This window comes from Hyphococcus sp. (assembly GCF_965228385.1).
Taxonomy (GTDB): domain Bacteria; phylum Pseudomonadota; class Alphaproteobacteria; order Caulobacterales; family Parvularculaceae; genus Hyphococcus.
In genome coordinates, this window is record NZ_OZ245810.1 from 161,800 (window position 1) to 174,727 (window position 12,928).

A 12,928-nucleotide genomic window follows, 5' to 3' on the forward strand; every position below is an offset into this window, starting at 1 on the left:
TCAATAAGGATGTGTTGTCAGTGATCCTTTGAAACGGCTGAATCGCCGCACGGCCTGCTATTCTTGCTTACTGTTAATCGTTCTTCGCCAGCCACTCTTCCAGCCAGTGGATGTGATAGTCGCCCTGCTGGAACTCCGGGTCTTCCACGAGATCCATGAACAGCGGCACGGTCGTATCGACGCCGGCAAACACCATTTCTGACAGCGCCCGGCGCAGGCGGGCGATGCAGTGGGGGCGGTCTTCGCCGTAGACGATCAGCTTGCCGATCATCGAGTCGTAATAGGGCGGAATTTTATACCCTGTGTAAACGGCGGAATCGAAGCGCACGCCCGGTCCGCCCGCGGCGTGAAACTGTTTGATCTCGCCGGGTGAGGGGCGGAATGTGCGCGGGTCTTCGGCGTTAACGCGGCATTCAATAGCGTGGCCTTTAAAGATAACCTCATCCTGGCGCATGCTGAGTTTCTCGCCGGTCGCCACCATGATCTGTTCACGCACAAGATCGATGCGCGTCACCTGTTCGGTGATCGGGTGTTCAACCTGAAGGCGCGTGTTCATTTCAATAAAATAAAATTCGCCGTTCTCGTACAGAAACTCGATTGTGCCGGCGCCCAGATAGCCGATTTTTTCAATCGCTTTCCGTACGGTCTCGCCAATGCGCGAACGCTCCTTATCGGTGAGAGCGGGCGAGAGCGCTTCCTCTAGGACCTTCTGGTGACGGCGCTGCAAAGAGCAGTCACGCTCGCCGAGCTGCACGACGTTGCCGTATTTATCGGCAATAATCTGAAGTTCGATATGGCGCGGCAGCGTCAAGTATTTTTCAAGATAAACCGCATCGTCGCCAAACGCGCCCTTGGCCTCGGCCTTGGCGGTGGATAACGCTTCTTCCAGATCGGCTGCGGTTCTGGCGACCTTCATGCCGCGCCCGCCGCCGCCTGAGGCGGCTTTGACCAGCACCGGATAACCTATGTCCTGCGCGGCGACGCGGGCTTCCTCATACGAGTTTACGGCCCCGTCCGAACCCGGCACCAAGGGGATGCCGGCTCCGCCAACGGCTTCTTTCGCCGCAATCTTGTCGCCCATCACGCGGATATGTTCCGCATCGGGACCGATAAAGGTGATGTCGTGTGCTTTGACGATGTCGGCGAAACGCGCATTTTCTGAAAGAAAACCGTAACCGGGATGAATGGCGTCGGCCCCGGTGATTTCCGCGGCGGATATGATCGCAGGGATATTCAGATAGGAATCCTTCGGCGCCGGCGGGCCGATGCAAACGCTTTCATCGGCGAGGCGCACATGCATCGCATCCTCGTCGGCGGTGGAATGCACGGCGACAGTATCGATGCCGAGTTCCTTGCACGCCCTGTGGATGCGAAGGGCGATTTCACCGCGATTGGCGATAAGGACCTTGTTGAACATGTCTTATCCGTTTTGCGGGCGGCGCCGATGCGCGCGCGGGCTATTCGATGATGAGCAAAGGCTCGTCAAATTCTACTGGCTGTGCGTCCGAGACCAGCACTTTCGACACCGTCCCCGACCGCGGCGCAGTAATGGGGTTCATGGTTTTCATGGCCTCGACGATCATGACGGTCTGGCCTTCGGTCACTTGCGCGCCTTCCTTTGCAAAAGCGGCGGCGCCCGGCGATGGCGCAAGATAGACGGTGCCGACCATGGGCGATTTAACCGCGCCCGGATGATCGACGCTTGGCGCCGCGGGCGGCGTCGGCGGCGCCGACGCCGGATTGGGGGCGGCGGGCAGCGCAGCCCCAGGTGCAGCGAATGAGGCGACGCCCCCCTGACGGGACACGCGCAGTCGCACTGCGTCTTTTTCTATCTCGATTTCCGTGAGTCCTGTTTCTTCCAGAATGCCCGCCAGTTCGCGTATCCAGGCGGCTTCCAGCCCGTGTTCTGATTTATTTTTTTTATCCGACATGCAGATCCCTGCTGAATTCAAACTATAGCGCCGCCAGCGGCCTTAATTCTGCGTAGCGGCGCGGTGTTCCAATAGGCTTTTAAGAGCTTCCAGGGCTAAACGATACCCCGCCGCGCCAAACCCCATAATGACCCCGTCGGCGGCTGTGGCCGTGACCGATCGCCGCCGGAAGGCTTCGCGGGCGTGAATATTGGAAAGGTGAAGCTCGATTTTAGCAATAGAGGCCGCCTGAAGCGCGTCAAGGAGGGCGATGGATGTATGCGTATACGCGCCGGGATTGATAATCAGGCCTGAGGCCTTTGCATCGGCCTCCTGAACCCAGTCAATCAATGCCCCTTCTGAGTTCGATTGGCGAAAATCGATGGAAAAGCCGAAATTATCGGCGCTGGCGGCTGTGGCTGATTCGATATCGGCCAGGGTCTGTGTACCGTAAATATGCGGTTCGCGCCGGCCCAAAAGGTTCAAATTGGGCCCGTTCACCACATATATCAGTTGCGCCGCCATTACGCGCTCCGTCGCCGCTTGCAAGGCCCCTTCGCCCGTCCCTATGAAAGAGTCATAATACGGGGCCTTTGATAGCTTCCGCAATAGACAGAAGTGGTTGAATTTTCATGGATATTATCGTCAACGGCGAAGAAAAGCGCTTTCCTGCGCCAATGACAGTATCGGGTCTCCTGTCGGCGCTGGAACTGGAGCCGAAAAAGATCGCTGTTGAGCGCAATCTGGAGATTGTGCCGAAATCGCAATTTGATGCGACGGCGTTGAATGACGGCGATAAAATTGAAATTGTGCAGTTTGTCGGAGGCGGTTGATCTATGAGCGATATGTTGGAAGTGGCGGGCCGAAAGCTATCCTCCCGGCTGATTATCGGCACTGGGAAATATGAGACCTACGCCCAGAACGCCGAAGCCGCAGAAGCGGCCGGCGCGGAAATGGTGACGGTCGCAGTGCGCCGGGTGAATCTCACAGACAGGGATAAGCCGCTGCTTGTCGATTATCTGGACCCGGAAAAATATGTTTACCTGCCAAACACCGCCGGTTGTTTCACGGCTGAAGAAGCGATCCGCACTTTACGTCTGGCGCGCGAAGCGGGCGGCTGGGAGCTTGTAAAGCTCGAAGTCCTCGCGGACCAGAAAACGCTTTATCCCGAAATGGAAGAAACCCTTAAGGCCGCAAAGCTTCTTATCAAGGAAGGCTTTGACGTCATGGTCTATTGTTCTGACGACCCTGTTTATGCGCGGAAGCTGGAGGACGCCGGCTGTTGCGCAATCATGCCTTTGGGGTCCTTGATTGGTTCCGGCCTTGGTATTGTTAATCCGGTAAATATTCGTCTGATCGTCGAGCAATCATCCGTACCTGTCATAGTTGATGCAGGCGTCGGCACGGCGTCTGACGCCGCTGTAGCAATGGAAATAGGGTGCGACGGCGTTTTGATGAATACGGCTATTGCGGAAGCGAAAAACCCGATCCTTATGGCGTCGGCCATGAAACACGCCGTGATCGCCGGCCGGGAAGCCTATCTGGCGGGGCGCATGCCGAAAAAGCGCTACGCCGATCCCTCATCGCCGCTGGCCGGACTGATCTGATCAAGCGATGACGTCAATCCTGATTTGTCTTCATTGCCGAGCCCTAAACACGAAAAAGGCGCGAAACCTTTGCAAGTCACGCTATCGTGATTTTATCAAACCACTGAAAACGCCAGTGAATACAATGCCCCTTTCACATTCTTACCGAAGCGTAAGACGTATAAATGATCATTAAGCAATCATTCCCGATGGTTTGTGTTAACTGAGTTCAGGCGGGACTTGTTTGGTCTGCGCTGAAATTCTGTGACAAAAATTTCTGAGAGGAACTCCCATGAACAAGACTGTATTTTCCTTGATCGCCGGCGCTGGCGCGCTTGCCGCTTCCAGCGCGATCGCCGGACATCATGAAGAAGGCAAAATGGACCATGAAGCCAAACTTGAAGCCAAGTTCGCTGAAGTCGACGCCAATGGCGACGGCAATGTAAGCAGCGAAGAGTATATGGCCTACAAGACGGCTGAAGCGGAATCAGAATGGGCGAAATGGGCGGAGTCCGCCGGCGATGACGGCATGGTTTCGCTGGAAGAAGCCAAAGCCCATCAGGCCGCTATGATGGCCGAAAAAGAAGCCATGAAGAAAAAAGACGGCGACTACTAATCGGATTTGTTAACGATTTTTCAAAACCGGCGGCGCGGCCTTGCGCCGCCGGTTTTTTCTTGTCTGAAGCCCCGGATTGGCTTGTTTTCGGACGCCGGGACCCCATCTCTATCTCGAACGAAAAAGCGTCGCCTAATAGGGGCGCTTTAACCATTGGACGCTCAAACTGAGGTCGAGATGCAATTTGAAAACTATACCGACCGCGCCCGCGGTCTTATCCAAGCTGCGCAAACAATCGCATTGCGCGATAATCACCAGCAGTTCACGCCGGAACATCTTTTAAAGGCGCTCCTCGACGATCAGGAGGGCCTGGCGGCCAACCTCATCCGCGCCGCTGGCGGCCAGCCGGATAAGGCGCTTCAACTCACGGACGAGGCGCTTTCCAAATTGCCGCAAGTCGAAGGCGGTAGCGGTCAGATTTATATGGCCGCGCCAACCGCAAAGGTTTTTGCCGCGGCGGAAGACATCGGTAAAAAAGCCGGCGACAAATTTGTCACCGCAGAGCGATTGTTGACGGCGCTTGCAGTTGAAACGGGCGCTGGCGCGGCGAAGATACTGAAAGAGGCGGGCGTTACCGCCGTCAAGCTCAATGAAGCCATCAACGATGTCAGAAAAGGCCGGACTGCAGACACCGCCTCCGCCGAACAGGCGTATGACGCGCTGAAACGCTATGCGCGCGATCTCACTGAAACGGCGAGAGACGGTAAGCTTGATCCCGTTATTGGCCGCGATGAAGAAATTCGCCGCACCATGCAGGTGCTGTCGCGCCGTACAAAGAACAATCCTGTTCTGATTGGCGAGCCCGGCGTCGGCAAAACCGCTATTGCGGAAGGATTGGCGCTGCGCATCGTTAACGGCGACGTGCCTGAAAGTTTGAAAGATAAGTCGCTGTTAGCGCTCGATATGGGCGCGCTGATCGCCGGTGCGAAATATCGCGGCGAATTTGAGGAGCGCCTGAAAGCGGTGTTGCAGGAAGTGACGGGCGCCGACGGCCAGATCATTTTATTTATCGACGAAATGCACACGCTGGTTGGCGCGGGCAAATCGGACGGCGCCATGGATGCGTCAAACCTGTTGAAACCGGCATTGGCGCGCGGTGAACTCCACTGCGTCGGCGCAACGACGCTCGATGAATACCGGAAATATGTGGAAAAAGACGCAGCGCTGGCGCGGCGGTTTCAGGCGGTGTTTGTGGATGAGCCGACGGTGGAGGATACGGTTTCCATTCTTCGCGGCTTGAAAGAAAAATACGAGCTGCACCACGGCGTGCGCATTTCCGACAGCGCAATCGTCGCGGCGGCGACATTGTCGAACCGTTATATCACCGACCGGTTTTTGCCTGACAAGGCCATCGACCTTGTGGACGAGGCGGCCTCGCGCCTGCGTATGGAAGTCGATTCCAAGCCGGAGGAGCTCGACGAACTCGACCGGCGCATCATCCAGATGAAGATCGAGCGCGAAGCGCTAAAAAAAGAAAGCGACAGCGCATCAAAAGACCGGCTTGAAAAACTCGATAAGGAATTATCCGAGCTGGAACAAAAGTCAGCAGACCTGACGGCGCGATGGAAGTCGGAGAAAGAAAGTCTCGCCTCCTCGACGAAAGTTAAGGAATCGCTTGATCACGCCCGTCAGCAACTGGCTGATGCGGAACGCCGCGGCGATCTCGGCCGCGCTTCCGAATTGAAATACGGGGAAATTCCCGCGCTGGAAAAGCAGCTTGCCGCCGCCGAAGAAAAAGGCGAAGAGGCGAAAGCCAAGGCGCTGGTGCATGAAGTTGTCGATGATGAGAATATCGCCGCCATCGTTTCGCGATGGACGGGGGTGCCTGTCGATAAAATGCTGGAAGGCGAGCGCGAAAAGCTTCTCTCAATGGAAACCGGTCTTGGTAACCGCGTTATCGGTCAACGCGAAGCCGTAACTGCGGTGTCTTCCGCAGTGCGCCGCGCGCGGGCCGGGCTGAAAGATCCGAATCGGCCAATGGGCTCTTTCTTGTTCCTGGGTCCGACCGGCGTCGGCAAGACCGAGCTCACAAAAGCGCTTGCGGAATTCATGTTCGATGATGAAACCGCTATCGCGCGGATTGATATGTCGGAGTTCATGGAAAAACATTCTGTCGCGCGGCTCATCGGCGCGCCGCCTGGATATGTCGGCTATGAAGAAGGCGGCGTATTGACCGAACGCGTGCGGCGCCGCCCCTATCAGGTCGTGTTGTTCGATGAAATTGAAAAGGCGCATCCCGATGTTTTCAACGTGCTGTTGCAGGTGCTTGATGATGGACGCCTGACCGATGGACAGGGTCACACGGTCGATTTCAAGAACACGCTTATCATCATGACATCTAATCTTGGTGCGGAATACCTTGCAAGCCAGCCGGAAGGGCAGGATTCGGACGCCGTGCGCCCACAGGTGATGGAGGCGGTTCGATCAAAATTCCGGCCGGAATTCTTGAATCGTCTTGATGAAATCATCCTGTTTCACCGGCTCACCCGTGATAATATGGACGCGATCGTGGACATCCAGATCGCACGACTTCAAAAGCTCCTCTCGGATCGGAAGATTACACTCGATCTGGATGACAAGGCGCGCGCATGGCTGGGCGATAATGGCTATGACCCGGTTTACGGGGCGCGTCCCTTAAAACGCGTCATCCAGAAAAAGCTACAGGATCCGCTGGCGGAAATGTTGCTGGCGGGTCAGGTAAATGACGGCGCGCGGCTTGAAGTATCGGCGGATGACAGCGGCCTGACTATTGACGGCAACGCCGTCGGCGGTCGCGATACTTTTTCACTGGGCGCAAACGGAGACAGTCCGCCCGCCGGCGCGCTGCTGAACTGACAAAAGAGACTGCTATGGCTGATGAAAAAAAATGGACGCCGCAGGATGCAGACGCTATCAGGGCGCTCATCCGTGCCACAGTCATGAATGCAGGACCTATTGATCCAAGCATTGTGCCATCGAAAGTAAGAGAGCGGATAGAAGGTAGGGTGACCGGCGACGTCGATATCGATGCATACATTCAGCAAGTCCTCGAGGAACAAAACAAAAAAGGGTAGCGCCTGTTTTTGATTGGCGCTGTTCAGCCCGCTGCGATAAAGTCTGTGTTTCTGTGAGAAATACAGGCGATTGCAATGTCATCAAAATTTACAATGGCGGCGATTCAGGCCGCGCCGGTCCTGTTTGACAAAGAGGCTTCTACTAGCAAAGCTTGCGATCTCATTGCTGAAGCGGCGGGGCGGGGCGCCGACATTGCCGCATTCGGTGAATGCTGGCTGCCGGGCTATCCGTTCTGGGTTGACGGTCCAGTTCTCGACCTCACCTGGGAAGCGAGCGCCGTTTTTCTGGATAACGCCATAGATTTGGAGGGTCCTGAAGTCGCAGCGCTCTGCGAGGCGGCGGCGGGCGCCAGGCTGGATGTTGTGATCGGCGTTGCGGAACGCGATCCGCACACACACGGCACCGCTTATTGCACCGCGCTGACAATCGGGCGTGAGGGGCGGGTTCTAAACCGCCATCGCAAATTGAAACCCACCCATGCAGAACGCATTATCTGGGGCGACGGCGACGGGGCGGGCCTCAACGTTATTGAGCGAAAATTCGGCCGCATCAGCGCGCTCAACTGCTGGGAGCATCAAATGATGCTGCCCGGCTATGCGCTGGCTGCGCAAGGGACGCAAATTCACGCGGCCCTCTGGCCCGGATGGGAAAAGGCGCCGCGTGATGGCGAGTATTGCTGGGCGCGCCAACATTTGTTGTCGCGAGCCTTCGCAAGCCAGACCGGCGCTTATGTGATCTGTGCAGCCGGCGTGCGTCTTGAAAAACATATTCCTGAAAAGTGGCGTCCGCTGGGCGTTTGGGAACATCCCGGCAAATCGGCGATAATCGACCCGCGTGGCGAAATCATTGCGGAGGCCGGGGAGGGGGATGAAATATTAATAGCAGAAGGCTCCCTTGATGTTGTTCGCGCTGCGAAAGCCGCTTGTGATATTGCGGGGCATTATTCGCGTCCGGATGTTTTTAATTTTTCTGTCAACATGACGCCCGCCGGCGCCCGCGTTCAGCGCCTGGCTGAAATCGGCGGTGAAGATGCGTCCGGCTGGGCCGGAGACGAGGAAGAATGAACGCGAAGATTATTGAGGGTATCGTCAAGCCTGTCCGTTGCGGCTTTCCAGCTGAAATTATCAACGACGAATTTACGCCCCTCGCGACCGATGGCGTCACGCCGTTTTCCATCATCCAATAGCGCCAGTATTGTCTGCGCCATATCGGGAGAATGTTGCACGGTTACGGCCGCGTTTTCCGGCGCATCAATGCCGGTCATTGCCGCCGCGCTGGCCACAACCGGTTTGCCTATTGCCATGGCTTCGAGCACCTTGTTTTGAACGCCCCGCGCAACCGCCAGCGGCGCCGCGACAACCTTGGCCCCGGTCAGCCAGGGGCGCACATCAACTACGCGGCCAGTGACTGTCACGCCGTTTTTACCGTCAAGAGCGCGGATTCTGGAAACCGGGTTAGAACCGACTATGGCGAACGTCGCGTCGGGTTTTGCGCTGCGTATATGAGGCCATACAGCCTTTATGAAGTTCAAAACGCCGGCAATATTGGCGCGATAATCCATAGCCCCGACAAACACAATATCGTTCTGCGGCGCATCGTCGTGAATAAATTTATCGGGATGAAAATAGTCAGTATCAACGCCGTTCGGCACGGCGCAAATTATACGTGGTCCCTCAAGGCGGGAATTCAAAATGGCGGCTTCATCTTCGGATATAGCGAAAGCGGCGTCCGCCCAGTTGGCGATGCGCGTTTCCGCCTTGGATAGCAGCCGTCCTTCCCGCGCATATAACAGTTTTAGCGGGAATGACGCCGAAGCGGCGTATTGGCTCCATTTGTCGGAATCGGCGTCGCAAAAATCGACAATTCGCTTTCGTCCGGCAGCGTGCGTTTCAATAAACGGCGCCATGGCCGAAGAAAAAGCAAATTCGAAAGCCAGGGGCCTCTCGCGAACCGCTGAAATAGTCCGGCGCATGCGCTGATCGTCGAAATAATGAAATGTCATTGGCGCGCCGCCTGCAAGCGCAAGCAATGACTTAACGCGTGCAAGCCGCGGGCGGAGCGGGATCAGCGCCACGGTTTCGCAAACAGATGAGAGGAATTTCTCATGTGCAAAATCCTGCGGGTCATCAACGAAACACGCCAGATGCACGCGATATTGGGAGGTCAGGTGCTTCAGCCAGGCCCAGGACCGGATCTTGTCGCCTTTGTCCGGCGGATAAGGAATGCGGTGAGATAAAAAAAGGATCTCCGGCCGGCTCATGGGAAATTCGGCGCCAATATAGGGCCCATCCGGTTCGCGACCGCCAGCGGCAAGTGTTTCCATGTTTTGGTGAAGAACGAGAATTTCGGATTGCTTGCGCTAATATCAGGCAGGCTTTTATCCCCGATTAATTTAACATGATAAATGAGCGGTTCCGGTTCGATTCCCCATAGCGTTTTATATTTATAGGCGCCGCTGTTTATTTTGCTGCGGCCAAAATCGAATTTACAACAACCTTTGGCCGCGGCGCGCCGCATGACAGACCAATACAGAAAATCAAAAGCGCGCAAATTACGCGCGTCTTCTCCGGCGCCCACATAGTAGGGTAATGCTGTCCGGCCATGATAAAATGTAAGAAGGGCGCATATGGGCGCGCCGCGATGCGACACAACTGTAATTTCTAATTCCTCAGAAAATGCATTTAGGACCGCATTCAGAAATTTTTTCGGGAAAACAGGCGTTCCCAATCCGTGTAATGATTTTGCATAAAGAGCGTAAAAAACATCAGCATCCCCGTCATGGCGAATAGTCAGGTCGCCGCTTTCCGCCGCTTTCAGTCCTTTGCGGATTTCCGCCCGTCTTTTCCGCGGCACCGCAGTTAGCGCCTCGCTTTCATCATTTATGAGATCGAATGAAAAATTCGCGTGCGTCACAGGTTTTTCCAGCCATCCCGCGCTGGTGTCGCCGGAACGGCTTTCGATAAAACGGGCGTTCCGCGCTGCGCCTTCAGCTGCCGCCGCCGCCAACAGTTCATTCGCGACCAGCGGATCATCGCTGAGCGGTCCGCCGCCGACGGTAAAGGCTGTCGACACCAGCGATCGGCCAAGCAGGGGCGTGCGTACGTCAATCAGCAGCATCAAGCCGGCGATTATTCCGCCGCGTTTGGCCGTCAGAAACAGAGGTTCATATCCATAAGCTTCGCATGCAACATCACCCCAGCCGCTGAGATGAAAAAACGAGCCGTTCTCATGTGCGTTGACATATTCATCCCAGTCATCGCCTTGGGGTTTGTCTGTGCAAGAAATGGTCACGTGCTGCGAACGGCTATGGTGAAAGGTCTGCGCCGTCACGGCTTTATTCCAAGGCCAAGAGTGTCATCAAGCCGCGACCAGCGATGCATAGAAAGAACAGCGGCGAGTTTTTGTTGCATGCGGTTCAGGTTCAAATAGTGGCGCAGCTTTGACTTCAGTTTCGCCTGATGCATTCTCGGCTGGTCCGGGTCGATCTCCCACGGGTGAAAGTAGAATATCACAGGACCATCGAGCGTACGCGCGGCGCGCGCCAACAGATATTTTGAAACATTCAGCGGCGCTGCGCGAAACCAGCCGCCTCCCGCGGCGCTGACGCGTTTGCCCGCAATCTGAGCGGTTGCCACCGGCGCTTCGATAAATCGCGCATCGCGCAAAGGATAATAGATATTCCGGTCAGCGCCCTTATCGCCATAATGATCATGGGCGATCGGGTGCGTGCTTGACGAGTAAAGGTGCCCCGCCTCTGCAAGCGCTTCATGCGCCCACGGCGTATTAGCGCTGATGGAAAATCCTGCGGCGCGATAGCCTTTTACCTCGACGCCGCCAATATCTTCCAGCAACGATTTCGTTTTTTTCACATCGGCCAGGAATTCCGATTTGGTCTGCTGATCGACTTTCGTGTGATTGTAGCCATGGCTGGCCAGTTCGTGGCCGCGTTTTACAATCTCTTGAACAAGCGCCGGATCGCGTTCCGCCACCCATCCCAGCGTAAAGAACGTGGCTTTTGCATTATGCGCGTCAAACAGATCAAGACAACGCCGCGTTGTGTCGCCTACACGCAGTGAAAAATCATCCCACTGGCTATGCTGCACAATGTCGGAAAAAGCCCAGACCTGAAAATAATCTTCCACATCCACGGACATTGCGAAACGGTTTTCGTTTTCCAGGTCCGGTGATGTTTTTGACATGGCCACAGGTATTGCCGCCGATAAACGTTAAATTGAAAGGCTATTCCTGCGCGGCGCGGACTTCTTCCAATAGCGCCTCCGCCCGAGCCAGACCGTCTGAAATTTTTTGACGCCGTTCGTCGCTGTTTTTCTTTCGCCCGGAAGCGGCGTTCTTCAGATGCACGATATTGGCGTTCGCCTCTTTAAGCTCTTCACGCGTTTCATCGACAGATTTCATTAAACCCTGCCGCCAATCCGGCAGGGTTTCGCCGCCGGCTTTCGTTTCAGCGGAAGCTTTAGCTTCGTCTGTGCTTTGATGTGTTTTATCGACAGCAGCAGCGATCGCAGACGCCACTTCGTTTAGCGTCGCATCCTGACGATCATCGCTTTGGGCGGACGCTTTTTTTGCGCGCAGCCTGTCCAGTACGCTCATGGCCGAGGTCATGACTTGTTGTCCGGTCTGCGGGTCGGGTTTTGACGTCGATAGCTCATCGGACGGGTCCTCCTTCAAGGAAACCTTTTCCATTGGTTTTTCGCCCTGTTCTCTGGCGCTGTCGATAGACACAACGACATTGTCGGCGGGTGCGGGGGGTATAGGTTTTGGTTGCTGGGCTTCTACAACGCTTTCAGGCTCAACGGGTTGAGTATCCTCATTATCTTCGTTTTCCTGAGAAGTATTATCGGTTTTTGATAAATCCGGCGCTTCAGCCGGCTCCTGTTCATCGACCTTTACAGGCTTCGGCGCCGGGTCTGCAGCCCTTTTTGCCGCCAGCTTTTCTTCTTTCAGTTCGTCGCAAACGATTTTGACGACCGCGCGTGTAACCTCATGTTGCTCTTCAAGGGAACAATAAAGCAATATTCGATTGCAAAGCGTATTGATCCGCCGCGGCAATCCTTCGGTTTCTTCATAGATGCTCTTATACGCCTCATCCGAAAACGCGGGATCATCCTCCCATCCTGCGATACATAAACGATGAAGGATGTAATCGCGGGTTTCTTCTTCGGTTAGGTTTTCCAGGTGATAGGATGCAATCACGCGCTGGCGCAGTTGCTCGAGCCGGTCGGATTCCATGGTTGCGCGAAATTCCGGCTGGCCAACCAGGAACACCTGGAACAACGGCGTCCCTTCGTAGTCTATGTTTGACAGCATCCGCAATTCTTCGAGCGTATTGAAGGGCAGGTTTTGCGCCTCGTCGATAATCAGCAGCACCCGGCGTCCGCGGTTCAGCTGGTCGAAGAGATAATCTTCAAAGGCTTCGATCTCGCCTGTGCGGCCTTTCGTTTCCGGTTCTATACGGAACGCGGAAAGGATCTGGCTCAACAGATCTTGCGGCTTGATATTGGACGTCAGTAAATTCGCCGCGACAACATTGGACGCATTGAGCTGGTCCAGCAGGTGACCGATGATCATGGACTTGCCGGCGCCGACAGGCCCCGTAATCACGATAAATCCCTCGGCCTGCTTCAGGCCGTAATGGAGATACGCCATGGCTTTATTGTGGCTGCGGCTGCCGTAAAAGAAGCGCGGGTCCGGATTTAATCGGAAAGGCGCGTCGGAAAGCCGGAAATACTCTTCATACATGA

Annotated in this window: 13 protein-coding genes; 6 read left to right on the top strand and 7 right to left on the bottom strand. The window is 55.5% G+C overall.

The genetic code is table 11. The features are described from left to right. Positions 1–73 precede the first annotated feature (73 nt). The 3 genes from accC to aroQ are packed head-to-tail and all read right to left on the bottom strand — an operon-like array spanning position 74 to position 2,435. A complete protein-coding gene (gene accC / locus ACQK2Q_RS00690; protein WP_425407834.1) occupies positions 74–1,417 on the bottom strand; it encodes an acetyl-CoA carboxylase biotin carboxylase subunit in 1,344 nt (447 codons plus the stop codon). Positions 1,418–1,457: 40 nt separating this feature from the next. Further along, positions 1,458–1,931, bottom strand: coding sequence for an acetyl-CoA carboxylase biotin carboxyl carrier protein (gene accB / locus ACQK2Q_RS00695; RefSeq protein WP_425407835.1), 474 nt, complete (start codon positions 1,929–1,931; stop codon positions 1,458–1,460). A 42-nt stretch (positions 1,932–1,973) separates the two neighbouring features. Continuing rightward, the gene (gene aroQ, locus ACQK2Q_RS00700; protein ID WP_425407836.1) at positions 1,974–2,435 is read right to left on the bottom strand and encodes a type II 3-dehydroquinate dehydratase; all 462 of its coding nucleotides are present in this window, start codon (positions 2,433–2,435) and stop codon (positions 1,974–1,976) included. A gap of 107 nt (positions 2,436–2,542) precedes the next feature. On the opposite strand from aroQ, the gene thiS reads away from it, so the two are divergent. The 6 genes from thiS (at position 2,543) to ACQK2Q_RS00730 (ending at position 8,230) form a co-directional block, all read left to right on the top strand. Next, entirely contained in the window at positions 2,543–2,743 is a 201-nt protein-coding gene (gene thiS / locus ACQK2Q_RS00705; RefSeq protein ID WP_425407837.1) for a sulfur carrier protein ThiS, read from the top strand. A 3-nt stretch (positions 2,744–2,746) separates the two neighbouring features. Continuing rightward, positions 2,747–3,517, top strand: coding sequence for a thiazole synthase (locus ACQK2Q_RS00710; protein ID WP_425407838.1), 771 nt, complete (start codon positions 2,747–2,749; stop codon positions 3,515–3,517). A 271-nt stretch (positions 3,518–3,788) separates the two neighbouring features. Continuing rightward, positions 3,789–4,112, top strand: a complete 324-nt coding sequence (locus ACQK2Q_RS00715) for a hypothetical protein (RefSeq protein WP_425407839.1) — start codon at positions 3,789–3,791, stop codon at positions 4,110–4,112. Positions 4,113–4,289: 177 nt separating this feature from the next. After that, positions 4,290–6,947 (top strand): ATP-dependent chaperone ClpB, encoded by a 2,658-nt coding sequence (gene clpB / locus ACQK2Q_RS00720; RefSeq protein ID WP_425407840.1) that lies wholly within the window; start codon positions 4,290–4,292, stop codon positions 6,945–6,947. A 14-nt stretch (positions 6,948–6,961) separates the two neighbouring features. Further along, positions 6,962–7,165 (top strand): hypothetical protein, encoded by a 204-nt coding sequence (locus ACQK2Q_RS00725; protein ID WP_425407841.1) that lies wholly within the window; start codon positions 6,962–6,964, stop codon positions 7,163–7,165. Between the two features lie 75 nt (positions 7,166–7,240). Next, positions 7,241–8,230 carry a carbon-nitrogen hydrolase family protein gene (locus ACQK2Q_RS00730; RefSeq protein ID WP_425407842.1) on the top strand — a complete coding sequence of 330 codons (990 nt, stop codon included), beginning with the start codon at positions 7,241–7,243 and terminating at the stop codon, positions 8,228–8,230. Here the strand turns inward: ACQK2Q_RS00730 and ACQK2Q_RS00735 are convergent. Genes ACQK2Q_RS00735 through ACQK2Q_RS00750 form a run of 4 tightly spaced genes read right to left on the bottom strand, consistent with a single transcriptional unit; the run spans position 8,167 to position 12,926 of the window. Next, a complete protein-coding gene (locus ACQK2Q_RS00735) occupies positions 8,167–9,426 on the bottom strand; it encodes a TIGR03087 family PEP-CTERM/XrtA system glycosyltransferase (protein ID WP_425407843.1) in 1,260 nt (419 codons plus the stop codon). The two genes, ACQK2Q_RS00730 and ACQK2Q_RS00735, sit on opposite strands and share 64 nt — an antisense overlap. Further along, the gene (locus tag ACQK2Q_RS00740) at positions 9,423–10,496 is read right to left on the bottom strand and encodes a FemAB family XrtA/PEP-CTERM system-associated protein (protein WP_425407844.1); all 1,074 of its coding nucleotides are present in this window, start codon (positions 10,494–10,496) and stop codon (positions 9,423–9,425) included. Before ACQK2Q_RS00740 ends, ACQK2Q_RS00735 begins: the two co-directional genes overlap by 4 nt. After that, positions 10,493–11,365, bottom strand: coding sequence for an XrtA system polysaccharide deacetylase (locus ACQK2Q_RS00745; protein WP_425407845.1), 873 nt, complete (start codon positions 11,363–11,365; stop codon positions 10,493–10,495). Before ACQK2Q_RS00745 ends, ACQK2Q_RS00740 begins: the two co-directional genes overlap by 4 nt. A 40-nt stretch (positions 11,366–11,405) precedes the next feature. Continuing rightward, positions 11,406–12,926 carry an XrtA/PEP-CTERM system-associated ATPase gene (locus tag ACQK2Q_RS00750; RefSeq protein WP_425407846.1) on the bottom strand — a complete coding sequence of 507 codons (1,521 nt, stop codon included), beginning with the start codon at positions 12,924–12,926 and terminating at the stop codon, positions 11,406–11,408. Positions 12,927–12,928 lie beyond the last annotated feature (2 nt).